The sequence below is a fragment of the Endozoicomonas sp. SCSIO W0465 genome (assembly GCF_023716865.1).
In the GTDB taxonomy this organism is placed as follows: domain Bacteria; phylum Pseudomonadota; class Gammaproteobacteria; order Pseudomonadales; family Endozoicomonadaceae; genus Endozoicomonas.
On record NZ_CP092417.1, the window covers coordinates 600,861 to 620,826 of the forward strand.

Consider the following 19,966-nt stretch of genomic DNA (forward strand, 5'->3'; position numbering starts at 1 on the left):
TTAATTTTTCAGGATAAAATCTACAGTTTTCAATTGGTTGTGTTTTTGGACGAGAACTATCTAACAGCATTTTTAGTTTAAAAATGATGTAACTATTCAGCACTGAGCAAAGGCATATTACAGTAATTCCGAACAGCTCTATGAAGTGATTGATATGTGTCCATTCCCTGTTTTCTGGCAGACGACAAATAGCTGCGAATCCGTGCAAACATAGAACCACCGTCTGCACTCCTGAAGCAGCCTGAGATTTTCTGCTTTAACTTGGCCATTCGAACATCCCGCTCACTGCCATTGTTATCGAAGGGAATGGTAAAATCTGACATGAAGCGCAGTGTCTCAGCCTTGAACTCAGTGAGTCGTTTGAAGAGATTGTAAGCTTTAGTATTCTTGACTTTCTTGCGCTTAAGCTCCTCTCGTTGCTTCTCCATATAGACGACTTCTTTCATTAGAGCCCGCTGAAGCAACCGGTCATAAATCTTCTCGATTCGTTCACAGACAACACTTGGCATCTGTAGCATACCTATGGTCTTAAAGCCCTTGCAGTAATGCCAGGAAAGCCTCAGTAGCTTCATCAATCGCAACGCCAGTTGATTGCTGTCCCTATCAACAACACCCAAAAGCTCCCTCAGGTGATGGGCATTGCAAAGTACGTGAGTTGCCGCATATGCAAAATAGGATTTCCAATGATCATGAACCAGAACGCCTGCAAATGTTAGCAGTATGCCCATCGTGTCCATGGCCTCACGACCTCGCTTTTCAGACAAGTAGTAGAGCGTCCATTGTTCATCCCGCATAACGTGTAGCCAGTGCAAAGAGCCCTCGGCCCGCATACCCGTTTCATCGGCTCCGGCAACAGACGATTCCCGCAAGGCGTCACGAATAACCTCTTCAGTAGAAGCCAGATTTTCATAGGTTCTGGCCACAAAATTGGCGACAGTGCCTGCACTTACACTCATTTTATAGAGAGTATTAAAATACTCTGACACGCGCTTAAAAGGCAGGAAATGGTATTGGTTAAGATAGACGGCCATAGCCTGTGTGGCTGAGCCATATTGTGCGGCAGCGGTAACACCTTCCGGGAATTCAGCCTGATTCCGACAACCACAAGTGCAGATTTTTACTTCAGCTCTATGGGCCGTTACTTCAAATTCACCCGGTCTCCCTGGTTCAAACACCTGTCGTTCAATATATTTGACCGGCTCACTATCAAGAAGAGACGCCTGACATTTATTGCATTCTTTAACCGGAAGGTACTCAATATAGTCAGGGATATCGACCTGTTTAAGACAAGTGCCCTGATGCCCTTTCTTTCCACCGGCTTTATTACCAGAAGACTGTCTCAGACTTTTAGGATTGGGTTTTTCATCCGATGGATCGGTACCTTTATCTGCGGAAAGGTCGTCAGAATGATCTGGAGAATTACTGTTTTTACAAGGTTTTTGATAACCATCAGACGATGGCGGCTTGCTGCTGTTTTGACTGTTCTTGCCAACCTTTTCTTCCAATTCTCGACATCGCTCTTCCAGACAGGCAACTCTCATCCGCAGCTCTGCATTCTCTTTCAAGAGAATCTCAGCCGACATAGTTGCGGGTAGTTCTGGAATCATGCTGGCGAATATTGTGGAAAAATGGTGCTTAAGAGGATGGTATAAAAATCAGAAAATTCCAGATTTATGTGGGGGTGCTGAACAGTTACAAAATGATCATTCTTCTAGTTTAAGTCTTTTTATTCTTGGAATGATTGAAGTAGTTACAGTTTCTGTTTTCCTCGTTCTCAGGCTCCCCCACTGAAACAAAATGTGAACGGTCAGCCCTGGGGGTAGAGATGACCGTCTACTGTCTGCCTCCTGACAGGACAGGGTACTATGTCAAGCGAAGAACTGAACTCGGCAGCAGCCTGAAAGTACCATTAGAACTTTTTGTCACCATAAAGCCAATCATGCAATTCTCTGCATTCACGGCGGATATCTCTCAAGGCATTTTTAGAATCCTGTTCAAGGCAAGAGTATCCTGTGCTTTTAATGCCCTTGTAGGCAAAGACACCTTCAACCAGACTGAATGCTCCAATACTCGCTCCAGCCAGGACCAGCCCGACCGGATCCAAAAGTGCCGCTGCAGTGATCACGGAACCAGCCACACCCATTATCTGACCAGGAAGCCAGCCAACATTAGCACCACGGTGGAAATCCTTGATTATATACTCCGAGAGAGGCTTTGTTGATTTCTGACACAGGCCCAGCCTTGACCCCGCCTCCTTTGCAAGTATTACAGTGCCGCCTCTTACTGCACCTACAACAGCACCACCGGCACCAAACAGGAGTTCAGTGCTGGTGCTAAAGGTATGATATGCAACATAGGGAATGGCTACGGTCAGCTTACATACCCATCGACCAAAGCATTTCGCAGCTCTGCCCAAAGCATCACACGTTGAGTGGTGATGACTGATTTTATGATGATGACTGACGGGAGTTGTGATGGGATCCATTTGAATGCTACCTCCATTAGATTTTTCAATAATTTAATTTTTTTGGACAATACTCTGATTTAAAGAGTTCAGAATCTGAATACAATGAGTTACTGGATTTCATTAACAGATATCTATTTAGTCCCTCTTTTAATTAAAAAGTTCAATATTTTCATTTTCAGGCCAGTTTCAGGAAAATATTCAAGCCATTTAATACCCAACCAAAGCGCAAAGGTCAAAATTGTTACTATCGCTAACTGCTCTGTTAGGAGTATGAAGTGGAAGTTCTGGTGGAATTAAGCAGCTCCCCAAACGCTGACGCTTGAATCATTTTAACCTGTTACCCGGGTTACAAACTTCACAACCCAATACTCATCAGGTAACAGATTGAGGTCGTGCAGGGGAGGCTGTCTAAAGGGCAAATAAATATATTTTTATTTTATATCAATGAGTTAAATGAAATTTAATAATCTTGGCACATCCTGTGCAGATGACCAGCTGACAACAAAAAAACCAAATAACAACAACAATATGGCGAATCCTGACCACCGATAAAAATAACAACCGGTCGTGATTTAAAGCAGATAAGTTTGCAGAATACAGAAGGACATCAACTGGCAAATTGATGGGATGTTAAAAAGATTGCCGCAGTATCTTTGAAGACTGCACCATCAGGAAGGCAACAGGACATACCAGACATCGGTCAGCTAATAACAACAATAAAGATGCCTGGTAGTTTGTAAACCTATCTGCTTATCCTTGTTCTACTGCGATGCTCCTTTCACCTGAACACTTCATGAATCGGACAAATAGAGTCTGCGATACTCAGGGTTCCAACGCCTGGCTCTGACTCTTGCCTCCAGGGTCGTTTGTTCGCATTTCGGCGCAAGCCCTTCTTCCTGTGCCCTTCTGGCTACAGCAATCGCTATTTCGCAGGTCACCTGGTGAATACGATTCAATTCAGGCAGAAGAGCCGCTTCCGGATTCATAATGGCGGGTGAAGCCATGGCCAGCTTTTCGACCGCAGCATCCAGCATGCCATCGGAGACTCTCTCAGCATTGCTGGCCAGAACACCAAGACCCAGCCCCGGGAAGATATAGATGTTGTTACATTGAGTAACCGGGTAACGGTTACCATTGTACTCGACCGGATCAAATGGACTGCCAGTAGCAATCAAGGCACGACCGTTACTCCACTGAATAATGTCCTCTGGCGCTGCTTCAACCTGGCTGATGGGGTTTGACAGAGGGAAAATGATGGGGCGCTCATGGTTCTCAGCCATTTTTTTAATGACTTCCCGGGTGAACAGCCCCGGCTGGCCAGAAACACCAATAATGGCATCAGGCTTTACCTGGGTAACAACGTCCAGTAATCCGGGATTCTCATCGCAACCCCATTGCCGGAGTTCTTCACAACGCTGTCCCAATCGTTGTTGGAACGGCCGCAGGTCTTTCATTTGATTATTCAGCACACCGTAGCGGTCAACCATAAATATGCGCTGACGGGCTTCTTCATCAATGAGCCCCCGGCCCACCATCAGGCGGATCAGCTGCTCGGCAATACCGCAACCGGCAGAACCCGCGCCAAGGAAGGCTATTTTCATGTCTTCAATGGATTTACCTGCGGCTTTGGCTGCTGCCAGCAATGTCGCCGCAGTAACCCCTGCAGTGCCCTGAATATCATCATTGAATGAACAGAGCTCATCCCGGTATTTTTCCAGCAGAGGTGTTGCGTGGTTGATGGCAAAATCTTCAAATTGTAACAGCGCTTTTGGCCAACGCCGTTTCAGTGCACGGATGAAGTCATCGACAAACGCATAGTATTCGTCGTCTGCAATACGTTCATGGCGCCATCCCAGGTAATTAGGGTCGTTCAACAGCTGTCGGTTATTGGTGCCGCAATCCAGCACGATGGGCAGTGTTTTGTTCGGCGCAATTCCTCCCACAGCACTGTAGAGAGACAGCTTGCCAATACAGATTCCCATACCACCAATACCCTGGTCGCCGAGACCCAGAATGCGCTCACCATCGGTGATAACAATGACTTCAATATTGCGCTTAAAGTTGGCCAGCATGGCTGAGATATGTTCGCGCTGGGGATAGGAAATGTAGATACCTCTTGGTCGACGATAGAGGTCACTGAAGCGCTGGCAGGCCTGCCCTACCACCGGTGTGTAGATGATCGGCAGCATTTCCTGAAGATGGCGTTGCAGCAGGGCATAAAACAGTGTTTCGTTAGTATCCTGCAATGAGCGCAGGTAGATATGTTTCAGTATCGGCGTAGGCTTGATTGAGAAGGACTTATAAGCCCGACGACATTGTTCTTCCATCGACTCTACCCTTGGCGGCAGAAGACCATGAAGGTCCAGCTCACTCCGCTCTTCCATAGAAAAAGCGGTCCCCTTATTCAACAGGGAGTTTTCCAGTAGCAAACGGCCTGTCAGGCCTGTATGGATGCATTGGTCGTGTTCGCTCATTTTTTTCCTGTGTTTTTTCAGCCGCTTTTCAGCCGCTTTTCAGCCATTTTGCCAGCAAAAGTGTAATCAGGACTACAGATATAACAGTCAGTGTCCGCAGAGGTACAAAGGATAATCCTTAGTGCCAGTGACGCTTGAATCATTTTAACCTGTTACCCGGGTTACAAACTTCACAACCCAATACTCATCAGGTAACAGATTGAGGTCGTGCAGGGGAGGCTGTCTAAAGGGCAAATAAATATATTTTTATTTTATATCAATGAGTTAAATGAAATTTAATAATCTTGGCACATCCTGTGCAGATGACCAGCTGACAACAAAAAAACCAAATAACAACAACAATATGGCGAATCCTGACCACCGATAAAAATAACAACCGGTCGTGATTTAAAGCAGATAAGTTTGCAGAATACAGAAGGACATCAACTGGCAAATTGATGGGATGTTAAAAAGATTGCCGCAGTATCTTTGAAGACTGCACCATCAGGAAGGCAACAGGACATACCAGACATCGGTCAGCTAATAACAACAATAAAGATGCCTGGTAGTTTGTAAACCTATCTGCTTATCCTTGTTCTACTGCGATGCTCCTTTCACCTGAACACTTCATGAATCGGACAAATAGAGTCTGCGATACTCAGGGTTCCAACGCCTGGCTCTGACTCTTGCCTCCAGGGTCGTTTGTTCGCATTTCGGCGCAAGCCCTTCTTCCTGTGCCCTTCTGGCTACAGCAATCGCTATTTCGCAGGTCACCTGGTGAATACGATTCAATTCAGGCAGAAGAGCCGCTTCCGGATTCATAATGGCGGGTGAAGCCATGGCCAGCTTTTCGACCGCAGCATCCAGCATGCCATCGGAGACTCTCTCAGCATTGCTGGCCAGAACACCAAGACCCAGCCCCGGGAAGATATAGATGTTGTTACATTGAGTAACCGGGTAACGGTTACCATTGTACTCGACCGGATCAAATGGACTGCCAGTAGCAATCAAGGCACGACCGTTACTCCACTGAATAATGTCCTCTGGCGCTGCTTCAACCTGGCTGATGGGGTTTGACAGAGGGAAAATGATGGGGCGCTCATGGTTCTCAGCCATTTTTTTAATGACTTCCCGGGTGAACAGCCCCGGCTGGCCAGAAACACCAATAATGGCATCAGGCTTTACCTGGGTAACAACGTCCAGTAATCCGGGATTCTCATCGCAACCCCATTGCCGGAGTTCTTCACAACGCTGTCCCAATCGTTGTTGGAACGGCCGCAGGTCTTTCATTTGATTATTCAGCACACCGTAGCGGTCAACCATAAATATGCGCTGACGGGCTTCTTCATCAATGAGCCCCCGGCCCACCATCAGGCGGATCAGCTGCTCGGCAATACCGCAACCGGCAGAACCCGCGCCAAGGAAGGCTATTTTCATGTCTTCAATGGATTTACCTGCGGCTTTGGCTGCTGCCAGCAATGTCGCCGCAGTAACCCCTGCAGTGCCCTGAATATCATCATTGAATGAACAGAGCTCATCCCGGTATTTTTCCAGCAGAGGTGTTGCGTGGTTGATGGCAAAATCTTCAAATTGTAACAGCGCTTTTGGCCAACGCCGTTTCAGTGCACGGATGAAGTCATCGACAAACGCATAGTATTCGTCGTCTGCAATACGTTCATGGCGCCATCCCAGGTAATTAGGGTCGTTCAACAGCTGTCGGTTATTGGTGCCGCAATCCAGCACGATGGGCAGTGTTTTGTTCGGCGCAATTCCTCCCACAGCACTGTAGAGAGACAGCTTGCCAATACAGATTCCCATACCACCAATACCCTGGTCGCCGAGACCCAGAATGCGCTCACCATCGGTGATAACAATGACTTCAATATTGCGCTTAAAGTTGGCCAGCATGGCTGAGATATGTTCGCGCTGGGGATAGGAAATGTAGATACCTCTTGGTCGACGATAGAGGTCACTGAAGCGCTGGCAGGCCTGCCCTACCACCGGTGTGTAGATGATCGGCAGCATTTCCTGAAGATGGCGTTGCAGCAGGGCATAAAACAGTGTTTCGTTAGTATCCTGCAATGAGCGCAGGTAGATATGTTTCAGTATCGGCGTAGGCTTGATTGAGAAGGACTTATAAGCCCGACGACATTGTTCTTCCATCGACTCTACCCTTGGCGGCAGAAGACCATGAAGGTCCAGCTCACTCCGCTCTTCCATAGAAAAAGCGGTCCCCTTATTCAACAGGGAGTTTTCCAGTAGCAAACGGCCTGTCAGGCCTGTATGGATGCATTGGTCGTGTTCGCTCATTTTTTTCCTGTGTTTTTTCAGCCGCTTTTCAGCCGCTTTTCAGCCATTTTGCCAGCAAAAGTGTAATCAGGACTACAGATATAACAGTCAGTGTCCGCAGAGGTACAAAGGATAATCCTTAGTGCCAGAGCAGAACAAACGGAATAACCGAAAAGTCACACCGATATAACGTCTGAAACAGGTGTACTCAATAGTATTTAAACGATTTCTCTTTTATGAAGTATCATTATTTTGTAGCGCACTCTTCTCTGCAGCTAATAGTACCAAAGCATTTTTGTAATAGCCTTTGAGATTTCCTATCTCTCCAGCACTACGTAAGCTGTGCGGTATTTTAGAGGATCTCTTTGGGTCATTTATATTTTGATCACTCAAGATGGACCTGGCGGCCCAGATGACGCCATAAGGGATATCACTGCTATTAAAAGTAATTTCTTTGCCGTGATCTTTTGAAAATTGTATAACACTATTTTTCAGTTCCCTGAATCCTGAATTAATTTTTTTTTGATTTTTTTTGATTTTATCTTTTTTTGCTTTCACCTGTTCCTGATGACTCAGGTTTCCAGTAGGTCTTTTTGTTCTGGGCTTTGCCGCCCGGACAAGCAACTCTTTATCATCATTAATTAATCGAGCGGCAAGTAGCAGAATCTGCCCGGTAGTACACTCATTGTTAGTCAGCGGCATGATCCCCATGGCCCGACTCACCTCGGCACTTAATTGTACAACGCAAGGATTTGTTCTCTTAACCTCTATATCGGACACAGGTATGGAGTATGACTCCCCTGAAATACGCATTTTTTTCGTTGCAGGGCCATCTGAGGTTTCCGAAACCTGGCTGGATGAAGCTGACGTGACTGGAGCTTCTGTCGTTGTCTCTGATGGATCTATTTGAGGTGGATTTACACTGTCATCGGTTGATACTGCTTTCCGTACTACCGTCTGGCTATTAATTAACTCTCTAAAATCGTCTATTACTTGTCTATATACATCAGCGGTCTGAAGTGATGTGTCCTGGACTTGAGTTAATCTTTCAATTGTTTGATTTATTGCTACTTCATTTTTTTTCTGCTGCTCTTGATATTGAGACAAGCTTTCTTCAAATGCCCTGGTGCATTTGTCGGTGGCTTTTTGTAGCATCTCACCAGTTTTTTCCAGGAATTGTTTATTGGCTTCCTCTAGCTGTTTTTCTATTAAAGGCTTGGCTACATCTTCCACTAACTTTACCAGACTGGTTTGCATTGCTGGCATCATTGCTGTCACTAATGATGAAGCCATTTCACCTACCTGTTCCTGAAATCCGGGCATCACAGCGTTAACAACTTCTGTCGTCTCTCTTCTGAGTTGTTCGCGCAGTATTTCGGGCATCATGGATCTAATAGCATCAGAAAGATCCGTATTGAGCAAAGGTATAATGGTGTTAATAAAGGCTTTTGCCATTGCTAGCAATTGTTGTGGCTTTTTTTTTGCAGGGTCTTGGCTATTTGTCGTTGATGCACAACCAATATCATCTATGGCCGTTCTGACAGACAAAGCCTGTGTTTCCGGTGTACTTAACCCCTGAGCATTGGGTATCGAAGCCAGAAGATGGCTTTGAGGCACTAGCTGCCGGTGCTGACCATGGGCAATCTGGTGGGATTGATGAATGGCCCTATAGTTAGGAACGTGAGCCAATCGTTGGCTTTCCGAAGATTGATCTATTACTTGTGGATAGGGAGATGAGGTTGACGGGGTACTATTAGATCGTTTGCATCCTCCGGACAATAAGGGATCCTGACTATCTGAGCGCAGACCTGAAGTTTGTTGTGACGGTGAGAACAACTGTTGATTTGTTTGCCCGAATTGACTTGTTGAGGGAAACGGTGAATGTTGACTATGTGCAAGCTGAGCTGTCATTAACATTGATGTTGTTTCTTCGCAGGGCTGATGGCGAAGTGTGCATTGCGGGTTATCTGTAGGCAGTGGGGAGAAAGATGACTCTGGAGATAGTTTGTCCGTCTGAGCGCTAACTGCAGAAGAGCGATTATGAGGTGAATGCGTGAGCATTTCCCGGCTCAAATTACAGTATAAGGGTTCTGTCAATGTGATCGACCTTTCCTGAATTTGAGTAATAGTCTGCGGGGCTGGCAACAATGTTTCGGGAGAGCGCAAGCCCGGAACTGATGTATTGTTATAGACATGGGTTTGACTTTCTTTTGTCAATACTGCTCTTTCTTCTCCTTTCAAGCTTGCAACAGTATAGTGTGCTTGGCCTGCTAATGAAGCCGGGTTGAATGATGATGAGTTGTACATGCCATAAGTAACTGTGCTGAAATCGTATTGATATGAAGACCTTTCGATTAATTATAAGTTCAAAAGGATATTTGAAAGGTAATCAAGGATAAAAATTTTTTTTGGAAAGATATTCAACTTTTTATTTTTTACAGTAAATATGTTGGTGGGAATATTTAATGGACAGACAAATGGTTGGGATCTGTCTGAGCTGTTCGATCATCAGAATATTTTTAGCAAGTTCAGAATACAGAGTTGACAAGGTCGCCCGGACTTTCACTCCAGTACAAGCCAGTCCACCCGAATTCGTCTGTTGGGCAAGGTCTGCAGGAACCAAATTATTGTCCGTATGTCCAATTAAGTCCATATGTTTTTAATTAAGGTGATAGACATGAACATTACCCCTGCTAAACCAGCCGATGTGGCTGTTGATCAAACGCCATCAACATTGCCAGCTAACGCCTCAGAAGGATCATGTGCCGGTCGTTCGGTGGTCGCCGCACCTGCTGTTGCCTCCCATGTATCCTCTGCCGCCGGGGATGATTACTGCCTCTCTGACATGAGGCAAGCCAATCCAACTGAACTCAAGCAACGAGAAACCACCTATTGGGTTGGTGTCGATGGGGGGGGTACTAAAACCGCTGCGACTATTTTCGGACAAGATGGCAAAGTTCTGGGTCGTGGCAAGTCCGGCTGCTCAAACACCTGCACTGTCGGGGTTGAGGACTCCGCTAAAACGATTATGACGGCAGTCCATGAAGCGCTTGCCAAGGCCGATCTGAAAGTAAGTGCCCTGGGCAGTATGTACGCAGGTATTGGCCTGGCCGGTGTCAACCAGGAACCGCAGCGGAGTCAGATGCAGAATTATAAATTCCCTTTTGCCGGCTTCTACCTGGATACTGACGTCTATTCTGCCTGCCTGGGTGCTTTTGATGGCAAGGATGGCGCCATCCTGATTCTGGGTACCGGCTCCTGCGGTGGCATTATGAATAATGGAGAGTTAACCACATTAGCTGGCTGGGGGTTCCCGATCTCTGATCAGGCCAGTGGTGCCCGCCTGGGACTTGCAGCCATTCAATACGCCCTGAAGGCCCATGAAGGCATCAAGGACAAAACGCCACTGAGTGAAGAGATCATGGCAACGCTGTTTCACAACCGGGCGGAAGACGCAGTTGGCTGGCAACAAAAGGCAAAACCTGCCGACTATGGCAAAGTGGCGGAGCTAATCACCAGGCATTTGAAGCAAGGGGATGCACTGGCTAAGCAGTTAATGCAGGGAGCTGCAGAAGAGGCAGCTGAGATGATCCGTTGCCTTTTAAAGCGCGGTGCCAGCGGCTGCGCACTGGTTGGCGGGTTGAGTGGGCACATCAAGCCTTTCCTGCCAGAGGATCTGGCGAGGGTGACGTTCATTCCGGGACCGGACCGGGATGCACTGCATGGTGCCCTGAAGATGGCTGAGCAGGCATACCTGGAGACGGTAAAAGTTACCCACAACACACCTGCAAGCACTGTGTAATTGCTATAACCACCACAGATGCCCGGGATCGCGAAGTAAGGCGGTGTTCAGTCCTCCGTTCGGTGGGGGCTTTGGAAATCAACGGGCATTGTTTCAACCGCCTTACGGCCATTGGCAAAGCGTTTCGCAGCCATTTAATGATCCCGTAGCAGTGGCAATGGGTGATTTTGGACTGTGACCCGGCATTTATTAAGCAGGCACTTCACCAGCTACTGTTGTTCGGTACATCTCACGGCGGAAGCCATTGTAATCATTAAATGCCTGATGGATGCCGAGGCGATTGTCCCAGACCGCAAGTGTATTTCCTTTCCAGCGAAGCCTGCAGGTGAAGGCGGGTTGCGTAATGTGCTTAATCAGGAAATCGATAATGGGCAGGGCTTCATCCTGTGAAAGTCCTTTAATGCCCGAGGAATAGGTCTGGTCACAGTAAATGGATTTCTCTCCCGTTCCGGGGTGAGTTCTGACCAGAGGGTGAAAAGCGCCAGCAACTTTGTGGGCAATCGCCTCTGGCAAATTATCCATATCCCTGGTTGCTGCTATGCGACCCAGGAGAGAGTTGCTGGGGGACATTTCTGTTTGTGCCAGGGTTACAACCTTTTCCATGGACATGTGCACTGACAGTGGCTTAATGATCGATCTCATGGTTTCGGACAGCGCATGATAGGCGAGCGCAGAGTTTGCCCAGATAGTGTCACCACCAAAAGGAGGAACGTCGACAGCGTACAGCATGGATATAGCAGGCGGCCTGAGTAAAAAGGGTGAGTCTGTGTGCCAGCCAAATCCAAAGACCAGGGGTTCAAAACCATCAGCCTCTCTGATGATGGGTTGTACATTCACATGCCCGTTGACGCCTTTTGTATAGGCATCTTCTGCAAAAGGGCCAAAACGTAAACTGAATGCCTCCTGATCACCATGGGTTAAGTGTTGATCACGGAAATAGATCATTTTATGCCGAAACAGCGCGTGTTCAATTTCACGAAATTGATGCGCCGTTAAACAGCTTAAATCCACACCTGAGACTTTTGCCCCCATTGCTGCCGAGAGCGGTGTCACGCTAATGTGCTTATACGCTTTTGCCGAGTTATCAAATATTCCTGTGGGGTGTGTGATCATCTGGAAGTGTCCGCCTGAGAAAAGCCTGATTATAGTTTTGCTCTGATTGGTTGGACATTTAACCGTTGCCAGTTACATATCGTCCTGACATCCGTATAAGGCTAGTCACATCTGATTCTGGTCTCGTGAACATGAATTCTGGAGTCGTGACCGCGATTCCGGACATCGGCCAAAAATCTTCACGTTCAGCAAGAATCCATGTTCGCGCCTGGCCAGAATTCGTGTCCACGGTTAGCCAGAATGAACACTCTTGTTAGTGATTCTTAAAAAAACATTATTTTTAATTAATGAATCATTAATAATGGAGATATTAAGATGATTATTAGTTCACAACGGATTGATTCTACTCAAACTGAAAATCTACCCCCATTGCTCCCTGTACAACCGGAAACCAACCATAAGTTTATCGGTCGTGGTATTTCTACCGTTTCAGTCTCTGGCAATGGACTTGGCGAGCCTGTTGTTCACACTTTTGACAGGAAAGGTCAGCCAGGTTTATCGGCAAAAGAAATATCAGTTAATGACCCATCTGTCGGTAATATAACAAAAAAAGGTGAGTCCTTTGCAGAGTGTGGTGCAGGTAATAAACTGGCTTCCAGCCCTTTTGTCATCAATCCTGAGGATGCACCATTTACCAGTGGTCTCACCCTTGATATGTTGACCATGCCACCCGAGCTGGCATCGTTGACAATACGCACAAAGCCCAGTGGATCCCTTGAAAACCCGACTACAGAGCCTTTTCGAACATTTCCCAGTCAACCATTTGATCTCACTGGCACTATTGCTGAGCGATTTGATCAAGTGGCAAACTGGGATGAAGAAAAAAATGATCCAACAACCATCATCGCCGGTGGCGTTGGACACCACTCTTACTCAACCTTATGCCAATTTTTTTTTGAGGACGGTGATACAATGACTCCGTCAGACATATTACGATCCTCGTATTATCTGGCACTTAACCGACCAACGATTTCTGCTTCCTATGCCAGCATTGATGTAGACAAACCCAGAATGGGATTCTGGTATTCTTTTGGTTATATATATGAAGTACCGTCAAAAAATATTTTTCTTACATCCCCTAAGGATGCCAATGTTCCCATGCTGGGCATGTTGGGCTTTGGTCGGCGGAATAAGCCTGGTGCGGAGATATTCAGATCCTTATACCGGTCACCCAATCCACTTTCCAGCACTGAAGTTAATGCAATATTTGATGAAGCAGCAAAAGAATTTAACTACCCAAATTATAAGAGTGTTGAAGCTACTTATAAAGAAGCTGTTTACTGTAAAGCTATTGATAAGCGTGAAGAAGAATTACTGAAACGTGAAACATTTGGACCAAAATACAATCGTTGTTGTACCCGTGAAGAAATTGGCGAATGGTCGTCTAGAAATGAAATTGCTTTTTATCCCAATGTTGTTCATGAGGGCAAACTTAGCCAGGCAAAAATTATTGGCATTTTTTTCTGTGCTGATTGTAATTATAAACCAAAACCAGAAGATCCTGATTCTGAAAAATGGCCATTGATAATGCAACACATAGCAAAAAAATTACACCTGCCAATTCTGGATCTGCGATTAAGGCATAATTTTTGGCAACAGGACAATATCAAATATACAGTGATGAAATGACATGGATCATCTGGGACAACCACTGCCGGGCTGGTGGAGTAACCGGGGTGGCTGGGGTTACCAGCAGAACTTTCAGAGGTTTGGTCAGTGGTTTATTGATGAATTGAATAGTCATTTCATGGTTTCTGTGGTTTTAGCCCTGGTGGTCTCCGCCTTGTTCACCAGCGTTTTCAGAAGATACTTTTTTTTCGGGATTTTACAGAAACCTTTTGCAGGAACATCCAGGACGGATATCTACAAGGCTATTATTCAGTGTGGAGAGAAAAAGGGTACTGCGCCAGGTATGGCGCAGTACGAATCAAAGGCGTGACAAAATCAAGAGTCAAAACCTGACCTCGGTTTCCCCTGAATCAGATAGCGCCATATCATCCAATGGCAGCAGTTGCTGTGGTTGTTCAGGCCCGGGTTCCCGACAGTAATGGCGATAGAGACACACACCACCAAGACCGGCGGCAACCAGTGCCGTTACACCGGCGGCAATACCGGCAATTGCACCTGTACTCAGGCCTGTTGCCATGGCTGCAGTCATTGTTGATGTTGGCAGGGTTAAAGGCGTGGCAGGAAATAATGGCATTGGTGTGGGGCATGTGCCAGCAGGCAGTGATGAACTGACATGGCAATCGGAGCTGACAAAGCGCCGGTCAGCTGAGGCGCAGAGTGTATCGGCACTGATATTGGTATCACTGACGGTCTGAAAATTAACCCCGGTGTTTACCGAACGGATATCCGTCAATTTCGCATCGAATTGATCGGCACACCCGGTAGCCGCATAGCCAACACCTGCACTGCTGTTGCTACCAACCGCAGCCACCTGGCTGTTTACGGCGGTTATGTTATTGAGTTGGCCACATTCAATTTCACCGGCACCGACTCCGGCATTAGCATTGTTGCCCATGGTGAGCACCCAACTGTTCAACGCCTTGATATCGTTCACTTCCCCGAGATGGCTTATGTGTCCGGCACCCACTCCTGCATTGGCACCATCGCTCATGGTTCTAACGGAGCTGTTAATCGCCGTCAGGTCAACGACTTCACCCAAATGATTAACCTGGCCACCGCCAATGCCGGCGAAAGCATTAGGCCCCGAAACCTCCACGCTATTACATACCGACGTGACACGGCTGAGTTTGCCCTCAATAAGCCCACCTCCGATACCCCCATGGGCTCCCTGGCCTTGTGTACTCAACCGGCTATTCTGTACCGTTATGTCATCAGCCTGCCCCCGGATCTGCCCCGCGACAATACCGGCAAGCTGGTCTCTTCCCTCTGTTTCAACGCTGCAGTTGTGTACTCGAACATTTTCAATCCGGCCTTGCTCGCTGCGTTGTTGTGCCGTAATAATTCCCCCCGCAGCCGGTGAATCCCCATGAATGGCTACGCTGGCGTTGGCTACCCGGATATTCTCGATCTGGCTGGTGCCGTCCATGGTACAGGCGACCACTGCTGCGGCCTGGTTTTCTGCCGATATCTGGGCATTAACCAGTTGCAGATTGTGAACGCTGCCCCGAAGGTCGCGGAATAAACACATTTTTTGCTGATCAACCGTATGCTTCTGTCCATCATAATGACCGGAAAAAACCACATTTTCATCGCTTTTCAGCCCAGAGCCGTCCAGGTCACCGGTCTGGATGTAGTGGGCATCGCTTGGATAATCAGCATTCAAGCCAATTTTATTGAACGTTTTGCTGTCGTTTATCGGAATAGGATTCCAGACAGACCCTCGTTCCGAAATCAATGATGTTGTTGAACAATTATCAGGATTATCAATAACAGGATCAGGGTGCACCTGACAGTTACTGGTGACTAAACGGGGGGCGGCAGTACGGCATAAACCCGGCATCGTCAGATCCCCAATATTTTCCAATGTACCGTTAACCCGGCTGTTGAGTGACCTGAAATCCCGGATGATTGCACCGCTACCAGCACCGATAGCGATGCCAGCATTCTGACCAGTATCCGTGGTTACCGTGCAGTTCACTGCACGGGTATTGATCACCGTGCCAGTGCTGTAGCCTGCGCCAATGGCCGCACCATCATGTACGTATCTGCCACCGGCTGAAACCGAGCAGTTAATTGCGGTGGTTCCGCTGACCTGATGATGCACATACCCGGCGCCAATGCCGGCAGCGGCAGAATTCCCTTCGGATCTCACATAGCTGTCCAGGGCAACAAGTTCATTGATGGAACCCTCAATTTTTCCCCCACCGAATGGCCGGGTGTTGCCAACCTGCCCACCACCTATACCGGCGTAAGCACTGTTGCCAAGGGTAGTGACCCGGCTGTTCACGACCGTCATGTTATTGATATTCCCGGTTACCATTCCTCCGCCAATGCCGGCATCTGCCCCAACTTGATGGGTACTGATATTGGCCCCCGACACCGTCAGATGTTGTATATCACCATCGACCTCACCCCCGCCAACCCCCGCATGTGCATGTTTGCCCCGGGTTTTCACCTGACTGTCCATTACCGACAGCCGCTCAATTTGTCCTTCCATTTCGCCAGCGCCGATACCGGCATCTGAGTGTGAACCTGATGTTGTGACCCGGGCACCCTTTACATTCAGGTGGTTCATCTTACCCAGGCTTCTACCTGCGCCAATCCCGGTGGGGGAATAGTCCCCTGAGGTTGAGACCGAACTGTTTTTCACCCCGACTCTCTCGATTAAGCCGCCTTTTTTCTGGCGCCCGGTAATGACACCGGTAAACGTTGGGTCAAGCTGTCCAGATTTTCTGCTATTGATGACGCGGGCATCCTCAATCCGGACATCGCGGATCGAGGATTCTGCCTCCATTTCACAGGCCAAAGCCGCTGAGAACTTATCCGCATTATTGATATCGGCATTGGCCACGCGCAGGTTGCGTACCTCGGAATAACGCCCAAGCTTGTGAAACAGACAGCGGCGGGGATCACTGATGGTAAAACAGTCACCGTCATAATAGCCGTTGAACTCATCATCACCGGCCGACACGCTACTGTTATGGCTGAAGTTATCTGTCTGGCGGTAGTAAGCGTCAGCAGGGAAGCCTTCCTGACCAATTTTGCCCAGGGTTTCGCTATCGCCAACCAGTATCGGGTTCTCCGGCGATCCCGGTGTGCCGGCAGAGGGGACGGCCGCTGCACCTGAGAGCCTGTCCATAGCAACCAGTGCCAGAGTCGCGGCAGCGGTGCCGGACACGCTGCCCCCGAAACGGTTGGCAGGTCTGTTCTGTTTCCGTCCTGATGCTTCAGAATCAGTGGCCTTTGCTCTGTTCTCCAGTATCACGCTGCCCAGCTCCTGGGCCAGGGCAACAGAAGAGCAGAGGGTGGCGACTGCATCGCTCACGACCTTGACGGAAGGCACCCAGCAGGAAGCGACCTTGCTGGCCAGTCCAACTTGCCGGACGATATCGGTCATCGGGCCTGCCCTGACGCTTTTATCGGAAACGGCGGGAGGCATTGCATTCATGGTAATTGACTGTCCGTTCAGATTAGGTTGTTGCAGGTGTCCGGGGACATAACCCGGCGATAGCGACCGGAAGAAAGAGGTGATGCCTGATCGGGCGGTCACGACAAATCTCCCTGATTTTCCCGCAGGTTCAGGCTGGGTTGTCAGGGTAATTCCCCGGTTTTCTGAAGGGGGCGTTAGAGGAGCGTTCAAAGACAAATGTGACTGCATGTATGGTTCTCCATCATGTTTTCAACACCGTTTCAAACCGGCAGAAACCGTTGGGCATCTGCCAAGCGGAACCCGCTGCCTGCAACGGTCAGCAGGTGGCAACCATGCAGGCAGCAGAGCATTCATAAATGGGTATATCAGTTATTGGCCTGCTGATTTAAGGGGATCAACGGTATTTCTGGTTCTGCAGGAATCGGTGCCCGGTTGCGGTGCTGGCAATATTGATAGAGAGCATATAGGCCAATGCCCGCAAAGATCGTGAAAGCTGTACCTAAGCTGGCACTTACGATAACCCCGGTGGCTACGGTTGTAGCCACTGGTGCGGGCGTGGTAGGCAGTCCCGATGTTGGGGGCATGCCAGCAAATGTCATTGATGCCTCCGGTAGCGTCACCACGGATTTGGTCACTGGTGCGGTGGTTGTCATTGCAGTCGATGCCGATGCCGATGCCGATAGTACTGTGGCCGTAATCGTGGCGTTGACGGACGGTAACGGCGTCGCCCCGGGATGCCCTGTTGTGGTTGTATTAGCCATCATCGGAATGGGTTTCCAGACGGACTCTGGTTCCGGAATAAAGGGCGTTGAACAATTCCCGGGGGTATCGAGAACAGGATCAGCATGTACCTGACAGTCATCGGTGACGAAACGCGGGTCGGCAGTACCGCATAAACCCGGCATCGTCAGATTCCCAATATTTTCCAATTTACCGTTAACCCGGCTGTTGAGTGACCTGAAATCCCCGTTGATTGCACCGCTACCAGCACCGATAGCGATGCCAGCATGTTGGCCAGTCTTGGTGGTGACTGTGCAGTCCACTGCACGGGTATTGATCACCTTGCCAGTACTGTAACCTGCACCAATGGCAGCGCCATCATCCACGCGCACGCCAACGGCTGAAACCGAGCAGTTAATTGCGGTGGTTCCGTTGACTCGTTGTCTCACCCATCCGCCGCCAATGCCGGCGGCCGAGGTACCATTACCTTCGGTTCTCACATGGCTGTCCCGGGCAACAAGATTATTGACGGAACCTCTGCTGTATCCACGTATCGAATTGTATCCAACCCGCCCACCACCTATGCCGGCGTTAGCCTCATAGCCACGGACATTCACCCGGCTTTTCACGACCGTGATGTCATTGATATTCCCGGTTACCACTCCTCCGCCAATGCCGGCATGTGACCTATTTTGGTGAGTGCTGATATTGGACTCCAACACTGTCAGATGTTGTATATCACCATCGACCTTACCCCCACCAACTCCCGCATGTGAAGATATGCCACGGGTTTCCACCTGACTGTCCGTCACCGTCAGACGCTCAATCTGTCCTGCCATTACGCCTGCACCGATACCGGCTCGGGAAAAGTGTCCTGAGGTTGAGACCGAACTGTTTTTCACCTCGGCCCTTTCGATCAAGCTACCTTTTCGCTGTTGCCCGGTAATAACACCGGTTTCAACCCACTCAAGTTTTCTTCTGCTATTTCTGCTATTGATAATGCGGCTATCCTCAATCCGGACATTGCGGATCGTTGATCCTTCCTCCATTTCACAGGCCAATACCGCTGATAACTTATCCGCATTATTGATATCAGCATTGACCACGCGCAGGTCATGTACCTCGGAAGAATCCCCGAGCTTTTGGAACAGACAGCGGCGGGGACCACTGATGGTATAACAGTCACCGTCATAATGGCCGGCGAACAGATGATGATCATCATCGGCCGACACGCTGCTGTTATGGCTGAAGTTTTGGGTCTGTCGGTAGTGAGCGTTAGCGGGGTAGCCTTCCTGACCAATTTTGACCAGGGTTTCGCTATTGCCAACCGGTATCGGGTTGTCGGGTGAGCCTGGTGTTCCGGCAGAGGGGACAGCCGCTGCACCTGAGAGCCTGTCCATGGCAACCAGTGCCATGGTTGCAACGGCGGGGCCAGACACGCTGCCCCCGCAACGGTTAACCGGTCTGTTCCGTTTCCTTTGTGATGCTTCAGCATCTGTGGCCTTCTCTCTGCTCTCCAGTATCACACTGCCCAGCTCCTGGGCCAGGGCAGCAGAAGAACAGAGGGTGGCGATTGCATCGCTCACGACCTTGACGGAAGGCACCCAGCAGGAGGCTACCTTACTGGCCAGTCCAACCTGCCGGACGATATCGTTCATCGAGCCTGTCCTGACGCTTTTATCGGAAAAGGCAGGAGGCATTGCATCCACGGTTACTGACTGGCTGTTCAGTGTTTGTCGCAGGTGTTTGGGAATATAACCCGGCGACAGTGAAGCGAAGAAAGAGCTGATGCCTGATCGAACGCTAACGGCAAACCTCCCTGATCTGCCCACGGGTTCAGACTGGGTTGTCAAGGCTATCCCCGGGTTTTCTGAGGGGGGGAGCAGGGGAGCATTCAAAGGCAAATGCGTTTGCATGATCGTTCTCCATAATGTTATTTCATAATGTCATCAACGCCGTTTCAAACGGGCAAAAACCTGGGATTAAGTATCTGTAAGGAAGAATCTTCTGCTTGCAACAGCCAGCCATTCAGACAGCACATCATTTTTCAAGCAGAACATTTA

The 19,966-nt window shown here is 48.6% G+C and carries 12 protein-coding genes; 4 read left to right on the top strand and 8 right to left on the bottom strand.

From position 1 onward, the window contains the following. Nucleotides 1-92: 92 nt before the first annotated feature. Nucleotides 93-1,607, bottom strand: coding sequence for an IS66 family transposase (locus tag MJO57_RS02595; protein WP_252022722.1), 1,515 nt, complete (start codon nucleotides 1,605-1,607; stop codon nucleotides 93-95). Here MJO57_RS02595 and MJO57_RS02600 point away from each other — a divergent pair. After that, nucleotides 1,606-1,791: a hypothetical protein gene (locus MJO57_RS02600; RefSeq protein WP_252022725.1), complete on the top strand. Its 186-nt coding sequence runs from the start codon at nucleotides 1,606-1,608 to the stop codon at nucleotides 1,789-1,791. The genes MJO57_RS02595 and MJO57_RS02600 overlap by 2 nt on opposite strands. 118 nt (nucleotides 1,792-1,909) lie before the next feature. On the opposite strand, the gene MJO57_RS02605 is transcribed toward MJO57_RS02600, so the two are convergent. The 4 genes from MJO57_RS02605 to MJO57_RS02620 all read right to left on the bottom strand — a co-directional run bounded on the left by MJO57_RS02605 (nucleotide 1,910) and on the right by MJO57_RS02620 (nucleotide 9,516). Then, complete coding sequence (locus tag MJO57_RS02605; RefSeq protein WP_252022727.1) at nucleotides 1,910-2,485, bottom strand: hypothetical protein; 576 nt, start codon at nucleotides 2,483-2,485, stop codon at nucleotides 1,910-1,912. A 773-nt stretch (nucleotides 2,486-3,258) separates the two neighbouring features. Next, a complete protein-coding gene (locus MJO57_RS02610; RefSeq protein ID WP_252022729.1) occupies nucleotides 3,259-4,941 on the bottom strand; it encodes an NAD-dependent malic enzyme in 1,683 nt (560 codons plus the stop codon). A 606-nt stretch (nucleotides 4,942-5,547) separates the two neighbouring features. Then, nucleotides 5,548-7,230 (bottom strand): NAD-dependent malic enzyme, encoded by a 1,683-nt coding sequence (locus MJO57_RS02615; protein WP_252022729.1) that lies wholly within the window; start codon nucleotides 7,228-7,230, stop codon nucleotides 5,548-5,550. Nucleotides 7,231-7,443: 213 nt separating this feature from the next. Then, nucleotides 7,444-9,516, bottom strand: a complete 2,073-nt coding sequence (locus MJO57_RS02620) for a hypothetical protein (RefSeq protein ID WP_252022731.1) — start codon at nucleotides 9,514-9,516, stop codon at nucleotides 7,444-7,446. Between the two features lie 370 nt (nucleotides 9,517-9,886). On the opposite strand from MJO57_RS02620, the gene MJO57_RS02625 reads away from it, so the two are divergent. Then, nucleotides 9,887-11,011, top strand: a complete 1,125-nt coding sequence (locus tag MJO57_RS02625) for a BadF/BadG/BcrA/BcrD ATPase family protein (protein WP_252022734.1) — start codon at nucleotides 9,887-9,889, stop codon at nucleotides 11,009-11,011. 189 nt (nucleotides 11,012-11,200) lie between these two features. On the opposite strand, the gene MJO57_RS02630 is transcribed toward MJO57_RS02625, so the two are convergent. After that, on the bottom strand, nucleotides 11,201-12,124 hold the full coding sequence (locus MJO57_RS02630; RefSeq protein ID WP_252022737.1) for a TauD/TfdA family dioxygenase: 924 nt from the start codon (nucleotides 12,122-12,124) through the stop codon (nucleotides 11,201-11,203). Nucleotides 12,125-12,439: 315 nt separating this feature from the next. Between MJO57_RS02630 and MJO57_RS02635 the strand changes: the two genes are divergently transcribed. Both MJO57_RS02635 and MJO57_RS02640 read left to right on the top strand, forming a co-directional pair. Further along, complete coding sequence (locus MJO57_RS02635) at nucleotides 12,440-13,753, top strand: hypothetical protein (RefSeq protein WP_252022739.1); 1,314 nt, start codon at nucleotides 12,440-12,442, stop codon at nucleotides 13,751-13,753. A 1-nt stretch (nucleotide 13,754) separates the two neighbouring features. Further along, nucleotides 13,755-14,063 carry a hypothetical protein gene (locus tag MJO57_RS02640; RefSeq protein WP_252022741.1) on the top strand — a complete coding sequence of 103 codons (309 nt, stop codon included), beginning with the start codon at nucleotides 13,755-13,757 and terminating at the stop codon, nucleotides 14,061-14,063. A 12-nt stretch (nucleotides 14,064-14,075) separates the two neighbouring features. On the opposite strand, the gene MJO57_RS02645 is transcribed toward MJO57_RS02640, so the two are convergent. Then, the gene (locus MJO57_RS02645; protein WP_252022743.1) at nucleotides 14,076-17,393 is read right to left on the bottom strand and encodes a hypothetical protein; all 3,318 of its coding nucleotides are present in this window, start codon (nucleotides 17,391-17,393) and stop codon (nucleotides 14,076-14,078) included. A 155-nt stretch (nucleotides 17,394-17,548) separates the two neighbouring features. Next, complete coding sequence (locus tag MJO57_RS02650) at nucleotides 17,549-19,561, bottom strand: hypothetical protein (protein ID WP_252022744.1); 2,013 nt, start codon at nucleotides 19,559-19,561, stop codon at nucleotides 17,549-17,551. Between the last annotated feature and the right edge of the window lie 405 nt (nucleotides 19,562-19,966).

Bases quoted from the DNA above. Each gene is read 5' to 3' on its own strand.
- MJO57_RS02595 (WP_252022722.1), bottom strand. From the start codon at position 1,607: ATGATTCCAGAACTACCCGCAACTATGTCGGCTGAGATTCTCTTGAAA.
- MJO57_RS02625 (WP_252022734.1), top strand. From the start codon at position 9,887: ATGAACATTACCCCTGCTAAACCAGCCGATGTGGCTGTTGATCAAACG.
- MJO57_RS02650 (WP_252022744.1), bottom strand. From the start codon at position 19,561: ATGAACGATATCGTCCGGCAGGTTGGACTGGCCAGTAAGGTAGCCTCC.
- MJO57_RS02620 (WP_252022731.1), bottom strand. From the start codon at position 9,516: ATGTACAACTCATCATCATTCAACCCGGCTTCATTAGCAGGCCAAGCA.
- MJO57_RS02600 (WP_252022725.1), top strand. From the start codon at position 1,606: ATGCTGGCGAATATTGTGGAAAAATGGTGCTTAAGAGGATGGTATAAA.
- MJO57_RS02605 (WP_252022727.1), bottom strand. From the start codon at position 2,485: ATGGATCCCATCACAACTCCCGTCAGTCATCATCATAAAATCAGTCAT.
- MJO57_RS02615 (WP_252022729.1), bottom strand. From the start codon at position 7,230: ATGAGCGAACACGACCAATGCATCCATACAGGCCTGACAGGCCGTTTG.
- MJO57_RS02610 (WP_252022729.1), bottom strand. From the start codon at position 4,941: ATGAGCGAACACGACCAATGCATCCATACAGGCCTGACAGGCCGTTTG.
- MJO57_RS02640 (WP_252022741.1), top strand. From the start codon at position 13,755: ATGGATCATCTGGGACAACCACTGCCGGGCTGGTGGAGTAACCGGGGT.
- MJO57_RS02630 (WP_252022737.1), bottom strand. From the start codon at position 12,124: ATGATCACACACCCCACAGGAATATTTGATAACTCGGCAAAAGCGTAT.
- MJO57_RS02635 (WP_252022739.1), top strand. From the start codon at position 12,440: ATGATTATTAGTTCACAACGGATTGATTCTACTCAAACTGAAAATCTA.